Origin of the sequence: Myxococcus xanthus, assembly GCF_013116825.1 — a bacterium.
Lineage (GTDB): Bacteria > Myxococcota > Myxococcia > Myxococcales > Myxococcaceae > Myxococcus > Myxococcus xanthus_B.
The window spans coordinates 45913-61541 of sequence record NZ_JABFNS010000040.1 but is presented as its reverse complement, the minus strand read 5'-3'; the positions used below and the strand labels follow the sequence as shown (position 1 = coordinate 61541).

At 67.8% G+C, this 15629-nt stretch carries 14 protein-coding genes; 9 read left to right on the top strand and 5 right to left on the bottom strand.

Annotated features, from left to right (window positions below; translation table 11 throughout):
• From HNV26_RS14125 to ybaK, 5 genes are all read left to right on the top strand, one after another.
• Positions 1 to 1302, top strand: a 1302-nt coding sequence (locus HNV26_RS14125; protein WP_171442518.1) for a vWA domain-containing protein, incomplete at its 5' end; no start/stop codon positions are given.
• Between the two features lie 160 nt (positions 1303 to 1462).
• Positions 1463 to 3277, top strand: coding sequence for an AMP-dependent synthetase/ligase (locus tag HNV26_RS14120; protein ID WP_171442519.1), 1815 nt, complete (start codon positions 1463 to 1465; stop codon positions 3275 to 3277).
• A 192-nt stretch (positions 3278 to 3469) separates the two neighbouring features.
• Positions 3470 to 3967 carry a 5-(carboxyamino)imidazole ribonucleotide mutase gene (gene purE / locus HNV26_RS14115; protein ID WP_011552605.1) on the top strand — a complete coding sequence of 166 codons (498 nt, stop codon included), beginning with the start codon at positions 3470 to 3472 and terminating at the stop codon, positions 3965 to 3967.
• Positions 3964 to 5106 (top strand): 5-(carboxyamino)imidazole ribonucleotide synthase, encoded by a 1143-nt coding sequence (purK, locus tag HNV26_RS14110; RefSeq protein WP_171442520.1) that lies wholly within the window; start codon positions 3964 to 3966, stop codon positions 5104 to 5106. The genes purE and purK overlap by 4 nt, the downstream gene beginning before the upstream one ends.
• A gap of 4 nt (positions 5107 to 5110) precedes the next feature.
• Positions 5111 to 5587, top strand: coding sequence for a Cys-tRNA(Pro) deacylase (gene ybaK, locus HNV26_RS14105; protein ID WP_011552603.1), 477 nt, complete (start codon positions 5111 to 5113; stop codon positions 5585 to 5587).
• Positions 5588 to 5594: 7 nt separating this feature from the next.
• On the opposite strand, the gene HNV26_RS14100 is transcribed toward ybaK, so the two are convergent.
• A complete protein-coding gene (locus tag HNV26_RS14100; protein ID WP_253816553.1) occupies positions 5595 to 6635 on the bottom strand; it encodes a zinc-binding dehydrogenase in 1041 nt (346 codons plus the stop codon).
• A 70-nt stretch (positions 6636 to 6705) separates the two neighbouring features.
• Here HNV26_RS14100 and HNV26_RS14095 point away from each other — a divergent pair, with 70 nt between their 5' ends.
• Both HNV26_RS14095 and HNV26_RS14090 read left to right on the top strand, forming a co-directional pair.
• Positions 6706 to 7932: a hypothetical protein gene (locus HNV26_RS14095; RefSeq protein ID WP_253816552.1), complete on the top strand. Its 1227-nt coding sequence runs from the start codon at positions 6706 to 6708 to the stop codon at positions 7930 to 7932.
• A 106-nt stretch (positions 7933 to 8038) separates the two neighbouring features.
• Positions 8039 to 9226, top strand: a complete 1188-nt coding sequence (locus tag HNV26_RS14090) for an EAL domain-containing protein (protein ID WP_253816551.1) — start codon at positions 8039 to 8041, stop codon at positions 9224 to 9226.
• A 660-nt stretch (positions 9227 to 9886) separates the two neighbouring features.
• Here the strand turns inward: HNV26_RS14090 and HNV26_RS14085 are convergent.
• The 4 genes from HNV26_RS14085 to plpQ form a co-directional block, all read right to left on the bottom strand.
• Positions 9887 to 10738: a hypothetical protein gene (locus tag HNV26_RS14085; protein ID WP_171442523.1), complete on the bottom strand. Its 852-nt coding sequence runs from the start codon at positions 10736 to 10738 to the stop codon at positions 9887 to 9889.
• Between the two features lie 385 nt (positions 10739 to 11123).
• The gene (locus HNV26_RS39270) at positions 11124 to 11498 is read right to left on the bottom strand and encodes a transposase (protein WP_366816866.1); all 375 of its coding nucleotides are present in this window, start codon (positions 11496 to 11498) and stop codon (positions 11124 to 11126) included.
• A gap of 196 nt (positions 11499 to 11694) precedes the next feature.
• On the bottom strand, positions 11695 to 12231 hold the full coding sequence (locus HNV26_RS14075) for a DUF192 domain-containing protein (RefSeq protein ID WP_171442554.1): 537 nt from the start codon (positions 12229 to 12231) through the stop codon (positions 11695 to 11697).
• A gap of 17 nt (positions 12232 to 12248) precedes the next feature.
• Complete coding sequence (plpQ, locus tag HNV26_RS14070) at positions 12249 to 12647, bottom strand: motility regulator PlpA (protein ID WP_002639025.1); 399 nt, start codon at positions 12645 to 12647, stop codon at positions 12249 to 12251.
• Between the two features lie 25 nt (positions 12648 to 12672).
• Between plpQ and HNV26_RS14065 the strand changes: the two genes are divergently transcribed.
• Positions 12673 to 15033, top strand: a complete 2361-nt coding sequence (locus HNV26_RS14065; protein WP_171442525.1) for a gluzincin family metallopeptidase — start codon at positions 12673 to 12675, stop codon at positions 15031 to 15033.
• Between the two features lie 66 nt (positions 15034 to 15099).
• On the top strand, positions 15100 to 15627 hold the full coding sequence (locus HNV26_RS14060) for a hypothetical protein (RefSeq protein ID WP_171442526.1): 528 nt from the start codon (positions 15100 to 15102) through the stop codon (positions 15625 to 15627).
• The last annotated feature ends 2 nt before the right edge of the window (positions 15628 to 15629 follow it).

Genomic DNA, 15629 nt, shown 5'->3' with positions numbered 1-15629 from the left:
GTCCCGCCCCCGCCGCCCGTCGTGCCCGCCACGGTGGGCTCGCTGACGCTGACGAGCCGGCTGTCTCATCCGTACGTCCCCGCGGGCACCTCCGAGGTGTTCGCCACCTTCGACCTGTCGGGCGCGCAGGTGCCGGGGGCACAGCGAAGCCCTGTCAATCTGGCGCTCGTCATCGACCGCTCGGGCTCCATGAGCGGCTACAAGCTGGCCCAGGCCAAGCAGGCGGCGCGGCACCTCATCGGGCTGCTGAATGACCAGGACCGGCTGGCCATCATCCACTACGGCTCGGACGTGAAGAGCCTGCCGTCCCTGGAGGCCACGGCCGCCAACCGCGAGCGGATGTTCCAGTACGTGGACGGCATCTGGGACGAAGGCGGCACCAACATCGGCGCGGGCCTGTCCGCCGGGCGCTATCAGCTGTCCACCGCGCAGCGGACCTACGGCGTCAACCGCCTCATCCTCATGAGCGACGGCCAGCCCACCGAGGGCCTCACCGCCGACGAGGAGCTGACGCGGATGGCGCGGGAGCTGCGCGCCACCGGCATCACCCTGAGCGCCATTGGCGTGGGCACCGACTTCAACGAGGACCTGATGCAGGCCTTCGCCGAGTACGGCGCCGGCGCCTACGGCTTCCTGGAGGACGCCGCCCAGCTCTCCACCCTCTTCCAGAAGGACCTGCAGCAGGCCGGGACGACGGTGGCGCGCGGCGTGACGATGACCTTCACCCTGCCCCCCGGCACGTCCCTGGGCGAGGTGCTGGGCTACCGCGCCAGCCAGTCCGGCAATCAGGTGCACGTGTCGCTGCCCGACTTCTCCGCGGGCCAGTTGGAGCGCGTGGTGGTGCGGCTCAACGTCACCGGGGACTCGGTGGGGCGGACGGCGCGCGTATTGGACCTGAAGCTGGCGTACACGGACCTCATCCGCGACGCGGAGGTGGCCAACGAAGCCTCGCTGTCCGCGGTGGTGACCAACCGGCATGAGGAGGTGCTCGCCCGCCAGGACCGCGAGGCCACCGTCTACGCCGCCCGGGCGCGCAGCGCCGTCAACATGCAGAAGGCGGCCGAGGCCCTGAGCGAGGGCCGCAAGGACGAGGCGAAGCTCTACCTGCAACGCAACCAGGCGCTCTTCGACGAAGCCAGCGCGGTGTCCGGCAGCGCCGCGGTGGCGGCGGACCAGGCCGAACAGCGGGCGGTGATGGACGAGTACGACAGCGCGGAGGGCGAAGAGGCCCGGCGCTCGCTCGTGAAGAAGAGCAAGGTGAAGGCGCTCAAGAGCTTCGGCAAGCTCGGCTCCACGTACTGAGAGTCGTCCCGCACCTCACCCGGACGCCCCGCCGCACTGCGTCGTGTTCACGATTGTGTGCAGGTGGGGCGTGAAGTTTCAGGAATGGGCCCACACAGGATGCGTTCAGCCTTAAGCTGCGGCACCTCAAACCAACCTGTTTCCGAGTGGAGCCCCCCTCATGCAGCTCCCGCAGTTCCAGACCCTCATCGACATCTTCAAGCGCAGCACCTCCACCTTCGGCAGCCGTGACCTCTTCGGAGAGAAGAAGAACGGCCAGTGGGTCTGGACGACCTACTCTCGCTTCGGAGAGATGGTCGACGACCTGCGAGGAGGGCTCGCGCAGTTGGGCGTGGGCGCGGGCGACCGCGTGGCCGTCATCTCCAACAACCGCCTGGAGTGGGCGGTGGGCGCGTACGCCACGTACACGCTCGGCGGCGCCTACGTCCCGATGTACGAATCGCAGCAGGTGAAGGAACTGCAGTTCATCATCAACGACAGCGGCTCCAAGGTCGTTTTCTGTGCCACGGATGACATCGCGCAGCGCATCCAGGCCGTACGCGCGGAGCTGCCGAACCTGGAGCACATCATCCGCTTCAGCGGCACCACCAGCGACACGGACAGCTTCGCGACGCTGCTGCGGCGGGGCGCCGAGACGCCCACGCCCCTGGTGAGCCCCAAGCCGACGGACCTGGCCGGCCTCATCTACACGTCGGGCACCACGGGACAGCCCAAGGGCGTGATGCTCAGCCACTCGAACATCGCCCGCAACGTGTCGGCGATGCACGAGGTGTTCCCCATGGGGACGGAGGACCGCTCCCTGGCCTTCCTGCCCTGGGCGCACGTCTTCGGCCAGACGGTGGAGCTGCACGCGCTGCTGTCCATGGGCGCGTCCATGGCCATCGCGGAGGCGGTGGAGAAGATCATCGACAACCTCTCCGAGGTGAAGCCCACGCTGCTGTTCAGCGTGCCGCGCATCTTCAACCGCATCTACGACGGCCTGCAGAAGCGCATGGCCGGCGAGAAGGCGGTGACGCGGTTCATGTTCCACCGCGGCCTCGCGGTGGCGGCCCAGCGGCGCGCGCTCGCGGAGGAGGGCAAGTCGAGCGGCCTGCTGGACCTGCAGCACGCCTTCTTCGACAAGGTGGTCTTCTCCAAGGTCCGCGCGCGCTTCGGCGGGCGGCTGAAGTACGCCTTCTCCGGTGGGTCGGCCATCTCCAAGGAGGTGGCGGAGTTCATCGACAACCTCGGCATCACCGTCTACGAGGGCTACGGCCTCACGGAGACGTCGCCCATCGCCACGGCCAACTTCCCCAACAACCGGAAGATCGGCTCGGTGGGCAAGGCGCTGCCCGGGGTTCGCGTGGAGATCGACACGGCGGCCACCGGCGAGGCGACGCAGGGCGAAATCGTCGTCCACGGGCACAACGTGATGATGGGCTACTACAACAAGCCCGAGGAGAACGAGAAGGTGTTCACCGGGAACGGCGGCTTCCGCACCGGTGACATGGGCTACCTGGATCCGGACGGCTACCTCTACATCACCGGCCGCATCAAGGAGCAGTACAAGCTGGAGAACGGCAAGTACGTGGTGCCCAGCCCCATCGAGCAGTCGCTGACGCTCTCCACCTACATCGCCAACGCGTTGGTCCACGGCATGAACAAGCCGTACAACGTGGCCATCATCGTCGTGGACGTGGACACGCTGAAGAAGTGGGCCACGGAGAAGGGCCTGGACACGACGTCCATGCCGGAGCTGCTCAAGCGTCCCGAGGTGCTCCAGCTCTACCGCGAGCAGATGAATGAGTTCACCCGCGACGTGAAGGGCTACGAGCGCCCGCAGCGCTTCCTGCTCATCAGCGAGGACTTCACCGTCGCCAACGACATGCTCACCCCCAAGATGAGCGTGAAGCGCCGCAACGTCGTGGCCCGCTACAACGACGCCATCGAAGCCCTCTACCGCGAGGGCAGCGACCGCAGCGTCTCCGCGGCCTAGCCGCCCTGGGTGGCGGGCAGGGGCTTGCGCCCCCTGCCCCACCCTGTGTGCGAGTGCGCACCGGGAATACGGGAAGGCCGGCGTGTCATCCTCGTCACCCGCGCCTTTCCGTGTTGACCCGCGGAATCACCCCGCCCTATCTCCGCGTTCCTCCTGGTTTCGGCGGGACAGCGCACGGAGGCGCGCACACCAATGGCGAGCACGGTCACCCCGTGGGTCGGGGTCATCATGGGCGGTAGGAGCGACCTGGAGCACCTGCAGCCCGCGGTCGACATCCTCAAGGAACTGGGCATCCCGCACGAGGTGCGCGTGGTGTCCGCCCACCGCACCCCGGACTGGATGATGGAGTACGCGTCCACCGCGGAGTCGCGGGGGCTGTCCGTCATCATCGCCGCGGCGGGCGGCGCGGCGCACCTGCCGGGCATGGTGTCGAGCAAGACGCTGCTGCCCGTCATTGGCGTGCCCATGCCCACCACGCTGCTCAGCGGCCTGGACGCGCTGCTGTCCATCGTCCAGATGCCCAAGGGCGTGCCGGTGGGAACGCAGGCCATTGGCAAGCCGGGCGCCGCCAACGCCGCCCTGCACGCCGCGGCCATCCTCTGCCTCAAGTACCCGGAGCTGCGCGAGCGGCTCGCGGCCTGGCGCAAGGCGCGTACGGACGAAGTGCTGGCGCACCGGGAGCTGTCATGAGCCCCCGCGTGGTGCTGCCCGGCGGCACGATTGGCATGCTCGGCGGCGGCCAGTTGGGGCGGATGATGGCCCTGGCCGCGCGCACGCTGGGCTTCCAGGTCCAGGCGTTGGACCCGGACGCGGACTGCCCGGCCCACTCCGTGGTGGACCGGTGTGTCACCGCGTCCTTCGGTGACACGGCGGCCGCGGAGGCGCTGGCGCGCGCGTGCGACACCGTGACGCTCGAAATCGAGAAGATTCCCCTCCCCACGCTGGAAGCGGTCGCGCGGCACACCCCCATGCGCCCGGGCGCGGACGTGCTCCGCGTGATTCAGCACCGGGGCCGGCAGAAGGGCTGGCTCGCCAAGGGCGGCTTTCCCCTGGGCCCGTGGCGCGAGGCGCACTCCGCCGTGGAGCTGGCCGAGGCCATCCAGGCGCTGGGGGGACGCTGCTTCGTGAAGTCCAGCGAGGGCGGCTACGACGGACGCGGGCAGGTGGAGGTGACCTCCGCGGCCGAGGCCGCCCAGGCGTGGCGCGAGCTGGGTGAGCGCTCCGTGGTGGTGGAGGCCGCGCTGGCGCTCCAGTCCGAGCTGTCCGTGCTGGTGGCCCGCAGCCCCCATGGAGAAGTGGCGGTGTATCCGCCAGCCTTCAATCACCACGAGGAGCGCATCCTCGCCTGGTCGCTGCTGCCGGGGCCGCTGCCGCCCGCGGTGCTGAACAAGGCCACGGAGCTGGCGCGCGGCGTCACCGAGTCGCTCCAGGTCGAAGGCCTGCTCGTCATCGAGCTGTTCCTGCTGAAGGACGGCAGCGTGCTGGTCAACGAGCTGGCGCCGCGCCCGCACAACAGCTTCCACTCCACCGAGGTGGCGTGCCTCACCTCGCAGTTCGAGCAGGCGGTGCGCGCGGTGTGCAACCTGCCGCTGGGCTCCGTGGAGGTGGTGCGTCCAGCGGCCATCGTCAACCTGCTGGGCGACTTGTGGCTGAAGGACGGCGGCCCTCGCTTCCAGGAGGTGCTGGCCATGCCCGGCGTCCGCCTGCACCTGTACGGCAAGCGGGAGGCGCGCAAGGGCCGGAAGATGGGGCACCTGTCCGCGGTGGGCAGCTCGCCCGAGGACGCGCTCGCCCGCGTGCAGGCCGCCGCCACCGCGCTGGGGATGTGAGGCCGTGAAGACGAACAGCGCCCGGCTCCTGGACTCGCTCGGCGTGAAGTACGCGCTGCGCGACTACGACGTGGACCTGGAGGATTTGTCCGCGGAGTCGGTGGCGGCCAAGGTGGGCATGCCCGCCGAGCAGGTCTTCAAGACGCTGGTGGCGCGCGGCGACCGCACCGGCGTGTTGATGGCGGTGGTGCCCGGCAACGCGGAGCTGGACCTGAAGGCGCTGGCCCGGCTCAGCGGAGACCGCAAGGTGGACACCGTGCCGCTCAAGGAGCTCCAGCCGCTCACCGGCTTCATCCGGGGCGGCTGCACGGCCATCGGCGGCAAGAAGGACTATCCCGTGTACGTCGACGAGACGATGGAGCTGTTCGACGCCATCGCCGTGTCCGCGGGCGTGCGTGGCACGCAGCTCGTGCTCGCCCCCGCGGACTACCTGCGCGTGACGAAGGCGAAGACGGGCCCCATCTCCCGCGACAAGGCCTGAGCCCGGCTCACGGGGATTCGCCCGGTGCCTGTCCCTGCGCGGGAACGAAGAGCACCTTGCCAGACGTCATGTCCGCGGAGGCGATGCGCACCGCCTCGCCCGCTGACTCCAGCGGGAGCCGGGCGCGCACGGGCGTCTCCAGCGTCTGCCCCACCAGCGACGGCACGCCCATCAGCGCCTTGACTTGCGCGGCGCCAAAGCCCTGGCGGTGCCACTCCGACAGCCAGAAGCCCTCCACCCGCTTGCGCCCGAAGATGAGGTCGCCAGGCGCGATACGGCACTCCTGTTCGGAGAGCGAGCCATACACGATGACGGTGCCGCCCTCCGGCAGCGCGTGGAGCAGCTGCCCGGTGAGCCGTCCGCCCACCGGGTCGAAGGCGAGCGACACCTTCAGCGCGTGACATACGCGGTGCAGCCGCTCCTCGAATTCGGGCTCGTGGGTGCTCAGCACAAACTCCGCGCCCAGGCCCTGAAGCAGGGCCACCTGCTCCGGGCGCCGCACCACGTTCACCATGGCCACGCCCCGGCGCTTCGCGAGCGCCACCAACATCCGTCCCATGGTGCCCGCGGCGGCCGTCTGCGCCAGCGCGGCATGGCCACCCTCCTTCGCACGCTCCATCAACACCCACGCGGTGAAGGGATTGATGAAGAGGCTGGCGCCCTGCTCGTCGGAGACCTGGCCCCGCAGCGGCAGACACTGCCCCAAGGGCACCGCCGCATACTCCGCCCATAAGCCGTCCCCCTCGCCGGGCGCCACACACGCCACGCGGCGCCCCACCAGGAGCCGGCCCGCGACGCCGCCCGAGGCCACCACCGTCCCGCTGGCCTCCAGGCCCGGCACCACGGGCAGCGGCTTGCGGATGCCGTACTGCCCCCGCACGAACATCAGGTCCGCCGGGTTGATGGGTGCCGCCGCCACGCGCACCAGGACCTGGCCCGTGGTGGGCCGAGGCACCGGCCGGGATTCCACGCGCAGGGACTCCGGCCGTCCGTCATAGGCGGTGAGGACCAGCGCGCGCATCGTCTCGGGAACGACGGGGCTCTTCATCGGCAGACCTTTTTCGCCACCCATGCGTGAAAGGAACAGTTCCTGCCCGGCCTACATCCGTGGGGAGTCGATGAACGCCACTCTATTGCAGCTCCATCATCGCGAGGCCTTCGAGCAGACCGTGACGCGCGCGCTCACGGCCGGGGCCGGGGCCGGCGTGTTGCATCTGGCCATGACACGCGTCGGGGTGCCCCTGCCGCTGGCGTGGCTCGTCCCCGCCGCCGTCGTGCTCGGGTGTGCACGAGGCGACAAGTGGGACCGCGTGCTGCTCGGGGGTCTGGGAGTACTCCTCACCGCGCTGCCCTATGCCCTGGGCATGGCCCCGGGATGGACGGTGGCGCTCAGCGCGGCGGCGGCGGGAGCGCTGCTGGTGCGCTCCCGACTCAGTGAGCGCGGAGAGAATGGCCAGGTGGCGGAAGCGCGCCCCACCCTCTTCCACTTCGGACTGGGCGCGGCGCTGTGCGCGGGCTTGACGCTGGGCGGCATGGAGGTGTCCCGCGTCTTCTCCGCGCGACTGGCGGACCTGGCCACGCCGGCGCTCCTGGGCGCGGGGGTGGCGGGCGGCATCCTGGGCCTCTTCGTGGGATTGAGCGCGGTGGCCGCGCACCTGGCGCTGACAGCGGACCCGGTGGAGGCGCGCGTGGAGGCGTTGTTGCCGCAGCTCGCCGGTGACTTCCGCACGCTGACCGAGCGGGCGTTGAACCTGTACCGGCAATGCGGACAGTCCCTGGCGATGCTCCCTCGCGAGCCCGCGCGCGAGGAGCTGGCGCGCACCCTGGGGAAGATGACGCGCGACGCCGCGGAGCTCGCGTCTGAATGGGCGGGGGTGGAGGCCCAAATCGAGGAGCGCGCGCAAGCGGACCTCCAGGCCGAGCGCGAAGACCTGGAGCGCAGCGCCCGCGCCAGCACGGACGCCATCGCGAGACGCCAACTCGAGCTCGCCGCGGCCTCCCTGGGTGAGGAGGTGGAGCGGCTGGGCACCCTGAAACAACGGCGCGAGCGCATCCTCGCGCGCCTGAGGGCAGAGGTGGCCCAACTGGAACGGGCCCGCGTGGCCCTCCTGTCACTGCGCAGCGGCCAGGCCCAGCTCAAGGCCGCGGAGCTGTCCGCCCTGGCGCGCCGCTTCCGGGCCCTCTCCTCCCTCCAGTGGGAGGAAGCCCAGTCCATGGAGGACGTATTTCCAATGATTCAGGGGACTTCCATGCACTCGCCTCCGCTGGAAGTCAGACAGGCCGAGGGCGAGGAAAACCCGGCGTCAGGCCTGGCAAGCGGGCAGCTGAGGGTCGGCGAGTCTTGAGCGCCGGGGCTCCGGCCCGGGTGCAATGCCCCCGTGACATGCGGCCTTGCAGCTTCTTTCGGGGAGGGCATGGAGCCTGCGGTGGGTTCGGCTACAATTTCCACACATGAGCCTGCCCCTCTCCTCCGCACCAGCGCCCGCCTGGCTGTGGAAAGGTGACGAGCCGAGCGTCACCTCGGTGTTTCAGCCCATCGTGGACTTGCTGCGTGGCGAGGTCATCGGGCACGAAGTGCTTTCGCGAGGCCCCGGCGAGTTCCGCGAGCCGCACATTCTCTTCACGCAGGCGCGATTGGAAGGCTACACGTGGGAGCTGGAGCGCGCGTGCTGGACGTCCGCGCTGCGCTGCATCTCCACGCTGCCGGAGGCGCAACGCAGCGCGCCCTTCTTCTTCAACGTCAGCCCGGACGTGCTGAGCGACCCGCGCTTCGGGGATGGCTCCACGGAGGAGCTGCTCGCGCGCTATGGGCTGAACCCGAAGAACCTGGTGCTCGAAATCACGGAGAAGGCGGCGTTCGAGGACAACGCGCTGCTGCAACGGCTGACGCGGCAGTGCTCGGCGCTGGGCTTCGGCATCGCGCTGGATGACTTCGGCGCGGGGCACTCCGGACTGGTGACGCTGGTGAACAGCGCGCCGCAGTTCATCAAGCTGGACCAGGCGCTGGTGCGGGACATCCACCGGCACAGCTACCAGCAGCACCTGGTGAAGTCGCTGGTGTCCTTCGCGGCCAGCGTCAACGCGACGCTGATTGCGGAAGGCGTGGAGACGTGGAACGAGCTGGCCGTGCTGCTCCGCCTGGGCATCCGGCACGCGCAGGGCTACCTGGTGGCCCGCCCCGCTCCCGTCCCCGTGCTTCCCAGCGTCGAGTTCGAGGCGCGGCGCCATGAGGCCATGCGCGCGCTCGACTTCCGCGAGGACGAGGACGACGAGACGGTGGGCAGCATCGTCATCCGCCGCAACTGCGTGGAGCGGCCCGTGACGCCCGAGGAGTTGGAGCGGCTGTTCCAGCAGAAGGCCGACGTGGACCACGTCGCCGTGCTGCATGGCGAACGGCTGGAGGCGCTGGTGTTGCGGCGCGCGACGGCCACGAAGGGCGCGGCGCAGGTGGCTCCGCTCATCGTCGAAGACCGGATGGCGCTCACCACCCTGGCGCGGCTCGCCATGGAGCGCGCGCCCGAGGCGCTCTATGACCCGGTGGTCGTCACGGATGCCCAGAAGCGATTCCTGGGTACCGTCACCATGCAGCAACTCATTCGCCGCATCACGGAGTTGCTGGAACGGCGCACGCCGGCCTGATGACGGGCACGGCTGCCGCGCGATGTGCACGACGCGGTGGTCCGACTTGTTGCCCCAATTCACGCGGGCACCGACGCAGGCGCAGCCCGACCGCCCAACCAGGTTCGCGCATTCGCTGTCCGAATAGAACTCGTACCAGAATTGAAGCGCACACCCGGCGAGCGCTTCCTCCTGCGTGTCCAGGGACAGCTCGGCGTCCACCTGCTCCATGCCGCCACAGCCCGTCAGCAGTCCCGCGATCAGCGCCATCCCTCCGGCAAAATGACGTACCTACATACGCACCTCCTGAGATGAAGCACTCACAAGAATAGCGCACCTGACATCTTTAAATCCCCGACTCAATGGAAAAGCAATCCCAACGCACGCCTCCATCAAAAGCAAGGCCAACACCATTAAGACACCGCCACCAAGCCTTTAAAGGATGAATCTCCCAATTGCACAAAGGCAAAGTAAAAAATCCATTCCCCTCACAGTCTTTCAACATGAGGGGCATCTCTCCCGAACAACGTTCCCAGAACCATCAGAAATGGGAGCCAGCACCATTCCAAACCAGCCCCAAGGGGCCAGACACTGAAACTCCCAGTACCGTACGCGGGCCTTGCACTGCAGAACAGCAGGCATCTTATCCCTGCAAGGTCCTGGACTCCTCAAACTCCAGCCCTAAAAACAAGCGACCGAGAGATTCACAACCGTGTATGAATTCGGATACGGCGTAAAATAAACAGGGACACCAGTCTGATACCCCCGATACTGACAAATTTGAATTGAACTACTACGAAGAGCCCACCAAGCTGCGCCACGGATATCCCCGGAAATATTGGCCAGATCAGGGAAGCGCGGGTCATCGGTATCAGCCCCAAACCTACCCACATACTCCCGTGGGATACAGACCAACCCAACCAAGTCATTCTCAAAATCCTGATACCCAGTGAAAAAACCCGTCCCATAATCACCAGGACTAGTGGCGCAAATGGAATGAGCAACGATACTGGCCAGGAAATAGGCCTGATTGTCCACAGCAACATGCCCATTAAGCCACGAGGCCCACATTCTCACCTGGGACCCGGGAACATCAAACCACTGAGCAATATCACTCGACAGGCAATCAATCCCCATGATGTCGCCATTCTGAGACCCAGTATAAAGCCCTCGAGCATAGCCCCATTGGGCACACAGAGCCTCGGCACCCCTGCTTGCGTAGGCCCAATTAGTCGTCAGTCGATTCGAAATCGGGTAGCCCGACCCTGCCCGCTGAGTTCCAGTCGTGTCAAGCCAAGTGACACCAGCAACCGTCGGCAGGGGGAAAAGCACCAGCACCCCAAAAATGGCAGCAAAACCCAATCCACTCCGAATCGCACTCATACCCATAACTCCCCTCAAACAAGCACACCAATCAAACAGCCACTCCCCACTCCACGACAAGTCAAACCACATACACAGAAAAACCCCAACGAACAAGGCCTCGTTCTCCACGACAACCGCCACGCCAATGGCAAAGATTTTACTTGCCATTGACTCCCCTCCCACGAACAAGACTGAGCACGAAGTCATTCTGTTGCACTAGTATAATTTCAACCAAACGGTCCGAAATCTTGACACACTCCAGCGAAACCGCTCTCCATGCACGATGAAGCTGAATCCCCTAGATTGCCTTGGAGTCGATCCTCAAAGCGGACACGCTCTGTGAGGCGGACCTGCGAATCGGTACTCACAAGGGGAGCGCATCTTCAGCGCACTGTAAGGACGTAGAGCTACGGGATGTCCCTGATTACTGCAGCCAGAGAACCATGGCTGCGGCGTGCAGGATGGAGAGGTAAGCTTGACCTACCTGCGCCACCTGCATCCGTCAGACAGTGCCTAGCGCTGCTGTCCTTGTGTCGGCGCGAGGTGGAGCCGTTTACCGTTCGTCGTTGTGACGGCGTGAACCTTCGTTGAAAACCTTCTCAAGAGCGCCCCAGAGCATTGCTTTGGATCCCCCATTCTCGCCCACGGCATCCTGACGTGCCCAGACGACCGATGCATCAATCAGAGAGCCGCCTTCATCCACACCGAGCCGAAGCTCCTTGAAGATGGCCTCCCAGCGCCCAGTTCGCGCCCACCGGCGGAATCGATTGTAGACGGACTTCCAATTGCCGAACCGCTCCGGGAGCGCCCGCCACTGCACCCGGTCTGCACGCACGACACCACCGCATTGATGAAGTCGCGGCCCCCTCGCTTCGAGGGCGGGCCAGTCCTGGAGCCAAGACGGGCTCGATGCGGATCGACTCGGCATCGCTCAGCTCATGTCGGCGCATGGCCAGTGCTGATCATTCATGGAGTCGACCAGCAACTCCGCCCTGTGCTGAATTAGCAGAACTGAACTTTCGGCCTTCCGAGTGGATTTCCGAATAGGAGAGCAGGGACAGCCTCTAGTGGGCTCAACCACCCGGCGCAGAACCGCGGCGCGGCGCAATCCGCCGAGGATTAAACTAGGGCTCGATGGCCATGCCCGCCACGCCCTCGAAGCGGACAGCACTGCCCTTGCGGATGCCCACCTTCTCCGTCCAGCCGCCGGGCACCTCCAGCACGTACTGGCTGGGTACGCCCACGGAGCGGGACTCCAGTGAGCGAGGCACCGCGCGCGACACGATGCCCGCCACGCGCAGGTCGGACGTAATGAAGATCATGTCCAGCGGGATGAGCGTGTTGCGCATCCAGAACCCCTGGACCTCTTCGTGGGGGAAGAGGAAGAGCATGCCCTTCCCCTCCGCCAGCTCCTTGCGCCACATCATGCCCCGGGTACGCGTGCCCGCCGTCGCGGCGATCTCCACCTCCACCCGGCGCGCTCCGCCGAAGGCATCCTCCAGCCGCACATGTCCACGCGGAAGCGGCTGCATGACGTAGTCCTCGGCGGTGACGTCGGTGACGCGCGGACGGGGCTCAGCGGCCTTCGGCGTGGCACGCGGCGCGCTGCCCTGCGCCTCCTGCTGGCAGGCCGATGCCAGCAGCGGCACCGCCACCACCATCCACCGAAGGCCGTGCTTCATGAGTGCGAGTGCAGCGGCTTGTTGAGCAGCTTCTCCGTCAGCTCGCCACCGAGGCTGTCGGACATCAGCCCCTCCACCACCGTCTCGAACTCCACTCGCTGCGCTTCACTGCTGTAGATGAAACGGATGCCCATGCCGGGCTCGTCCGCGTCCGCCTTGGACCAGACGACCTCGCCCAGCAATTCAAACGGGGCCTCCCGGTGTGGCACCGTCAGCTTGAAGAGGAAGCGCGTGCCGATGGGCAGCGGCTTCTTCGTCTTGATGAACGTGCCACCCTTGCTGATGTTCTTCGTGTAGTCCGCGAAGAACGAGTTGAGCTTCTTGTAGTCGACCTTCAGCTCGATGGGCGCGCGCCCGTTCTGGCGGTGCTCTGGACCTGTCTTCTGTTCGGACATGCTGGCCGGGAGTATAGGAGAGGCCATGCGGCAAGTCCTCACCCGCGCCTCTGGCCTGTTGCGTCGCCCTGCCGTCCTGGCCACCGTCCTCCTGCTCGCGGGCGGGGGCTCGGCGCTCGTCCTGCTCCCCCTCTTTGGCGTCCCCGGCTTCGAGCTGAGCCTGGCCCTCTCCATCGCCGTCGGCCTGCTCGGAGGGGGGATAGGCATCGCCGCGGCCGCCCAGGAGCGTCGCATCCTGCTGGGCACCACCCCGACCCCACCGGGCGCCCTCCGGCCGCAGACGCCCAGCGGCGCGGTGGGCCGGGCCCTGGGCACTGCCCTGCTCCTCAACGTCGGCGTCCTGGTGCCCCCCTTCCTGGTAGCCACCCTGTTCGCCTGGCTGCGCACCGCGTGTGACCCATTCGCACTGGTGGGCTTCTATCCGATGCTCACCCTCCCCTCGGCCGCGCTGGCCGCCTCCGCGGGCGTGCTGTGCGGCTTCACCGCCGAACGCCCCCGCCGGGCCGCGGGGCTGTACGCACTCCTCATCCTCCTCTCCGCCGTGCCCACCGCGTGGCCCATCGTCGCCGGGCCCCAGGTGTTCGCCTTCAACCACTTCCTGGGACACATGCCCGGGCCCCTCTACGACGAGGCCCTGGGTGTCTCCGCCGCGCTCGGCTGGTTCCGCTTGGAGACGCTGCTGTGGGTCACCGTGTTCGCGGGGCTCACCTGCGCCCTGCTGGACCTGGGCACCGGGCGCCTTCGCCGCGCCGGCCTGCGCCGCGCCACCCTGGCCGCCCTGGTGCTGCCCCTGGCCGCCATCGCCTTCATGGAGGCGCGCGGCCCGGCCCTGGGCCTGCGGATGACGGATGCGTGGCTCACCCAGGAGCTCGGCGGCCTGCGGGAGACGGAGCACTTCGTCTTCCACTACTGGCAAGGCAAGCCGCGCGAGGACGTGGACCGATTCGCGAGGGACCTGGAGTTCCGCTGGGCCCAGACGCGGCACTTCCTGGGCGTGGCCCCCACCGAGCCCATCCACGTCTGGCTCTACCGCGACGAGCACGAAAAGCAGCGCCTGGTGGGCGCCGGCCGCACCCAGTTCGCCAAGCCCTGGCGCCACGAGTTGCACATCCAGGACCGGCCCTTCCCCCACTCCGTGCTCCACCATGAGCTGGCCCATGTCATGGCGGCCCCCGCGGGCAGCGGTCCCTTCCGCGTCACCACCCGGCTGGGCATCTGGCCGCTCATGGGCGTCATCGAGGGGTTCGCCGTCGCCGCGGACGGCCCGGTGCAGGGCGACCTCACGCTGCACCAGTGGGCGGCGGGCATGCGCCGGCAGAAGCTGGCGCCGGACATGCGCAAGCTGATGGGGCCGCAGGGCTTCTACCAGTCGGCACCCGCGCGCGCGTACACGGTGGCGGGCTCGTTCCTGCGCTACCTGGCGGACACCTACGGCGCGGACCGGCTGCGGGCCGTGTATGCCCATGCGGACTTCGACGCAGCATACGGCCGCCCCCTGGGAGAGCTCGTCACCGAGTGGGAGCAGTACGTGGACGCGCTCCCCCTGGACGAAGCCTCCGTGGCGAGAGCCTTCGCGCGCTTCCGCACCGGAAGCCTCTTCACCCGCGCCTGCGCTCGCGAGGTGGCGCGACTGTCGGATTCCGCCCGGCAGGCGCTGGCGAGTGACCCCGAGGACGCGCTGAAGCGCTACCGCCGCGCCGGCGAGCTCCAGCCCGAAGAGCCTGGCTTCCGCATCGGGGAGGCCGTCGCCCTGTCCCAACTGGAGCGCTACGCGGACGCGGACGCCGTGCTCGCCGAGGTGGGCGAGCGCATGAAGGGCCAGGCCGTGCTGGAGGCGGAGGTGGCCATGGCGCGGGCGGACGTCGCGCTGCGCCGCGACCAGCCCGGCGAGGCCCGCCGCTTCCTCGACACCGTGCTGTCGAAGGACGCCGGGCCGGAGCTGACGCGCACCGCCCAGGTGAAGCTCGCCGCCATGGAGGACGCCGTGCGCCAGGCCCCCATCGACGCGTACTTCCGGGCCGGCCAGGACGAGGTGCGGCTGCTGATCCTCGCGCGCGCCCTGGCCGCGGTGCCCACGGACCCGTTCCTCAACTACCTCATGGGGCGCCGGTTGCAGCAGTTGGGCGCGCCCCTGCTGGCCACGGGCTACCTGCAACAAGCCCTTGCGGCGGAAGGACTGCCGGAAGCGCTCCGCCGCGAAGCCCTGCGCATGCGGGTGGAGTCCGCCTACCTGTCAGGAGACTGCGGCGCGGTGCGGCACGAGGTCGGTGCACTACCGGACTTTGGCGCCGCCTTCCGGGCCTCCGCCGACGAATGGCGGGAGCGCTGCGACTTCGAGGAGAAGACCTTCCGTGGACTGCTGGTGCCACGACAGGCTTTCCGCTAGCCACGCTTTTCGGCTAGGCAGGCAGCCAGACAGCGGTGACGTGCCAGCCTGGCAAGGAGGACGTGGATGCGTTTCGAGTCGCGGCATCGGATTCAGGGGACGGTGGATGAGGTGGAGCGCGCGCTCCTCGACGAGCGGTACTTCGAGTTCCTCCTCAAGCACCATGGCGTGCTGCTGGAGCTGCAGCCCCTGGAGGTGAAGCCGGACGGAGACGTCGTGCGCCGCCGCGTGCGCTACCGCCCCAGGCCCGTCATCGAGAAGATTGGCCCCAAGACGGTGCCCCCGGAGTGGTTCGCGTTCGTCGAGACGTCCACCTATGACAAGCGCCGCAAGGAGCTGACGTTCGAGAACGTCCCCACCTCGAACAAGATCTCCAAGATGCTGGTGAACACCGGCACCATGCGCTTCCGCGACGTGGGCGGTGGCCAGACGGAGCGGGTGATGGACGGTGAAATCGCCCTCAAGCTGCCCTTCCTCCTCAAGCCGCTGGGGCTCATCGCGGAGAAGGTCATCCAGGCGGAGGGCTTGAAGATCCTCGACAACGAGGTGCCGGTGCTCAACCGGTTCATCGCCGAGGTCATCCGCCCCGGATAGGC

Coding starts and splice junctions, on each gene's coding strand:
- HNV26_RS14120 (WP_171442519.1), top strand. CDS start 1,463: ATGCAGCTCCCGCAGTTCCAGACCCTCATCGACATCTTCAAGCGCAGC.
- purE (WP_011552605.1), top strand. CDS start 3,470: ATGGCGAGCACGGTCACCCCGTGGGTCGGGGTCATCATGGGCGGTAGG.
- purK (WP_171442520.1), top strand. CDS start 3,964: ATGAGCCCCCGCGTGGTGCTGCCCGGCGGCACGATTGGCATGCTCGGC.
- HNV26_RS14100 (WP_253816553.1), bottom strand. CDS start 6,635: ATGAAGAGCCCCGTCGTTCCCGAGACGATGCGCGCGCTGGTCCTCACC.
- HNV26_RS14095 (WP_253816552.1), top strand. CDS start 6,706: ATGAACGCCACTCTATTGCAGCTCCATCATCGCGAGGCCTTCGAGCAG.
- HNV26_RS14090 (WP_253816551.1), top strand. CDS start 8,039: ATGAGCCTGCCCCTCTCCTCCGCACCAGCGCCCGCCTGGCTGTGGAAA.
- HNV26_RS14085 (WP_171442523.1), bottom strand. CDS start 10,738: ATGGCAAGTAAAATCTTTGCCATTGGCGTGGCGGTTGTCGTGGAGAAC.
- HNV26_RS39270 (WP_366816866.1), bottom strand. CDS start 11,498: ATGCCGAGTCGATCCGCATCGAGCCCGTCTTGGCTCCAGGACTGGCCC.
- HNV26_RS14075 (WP_171442554.1), bottom strand. CDS start 12,231: ATGGTGGTGGCGGTGCCGCTGCTGGCATCGGCCTGCCAGCAGGAGGCG.
- plpQ (WP_002639025.1), bottom strand. CDS start 12,647: ATGTCCGAACAGAAGACAGGTCCAGAGCACCGCCAGAACGGGCGCGCG.
- HNV26_RS14065 (WP_171442525.1), top strand. CDS start 12,673: ATGCGGCAAGTCCTCACCCGCGCCTCTGGCCTGTTGCGTCGCCCTGCC.
- HNV26_RS14060 (WP_171442526.1), top strand. CDS start 15,100: ATGCGTTTCGAGTCGCGGCATCGGATTCAGGGGACGGTGGATGAGGTG.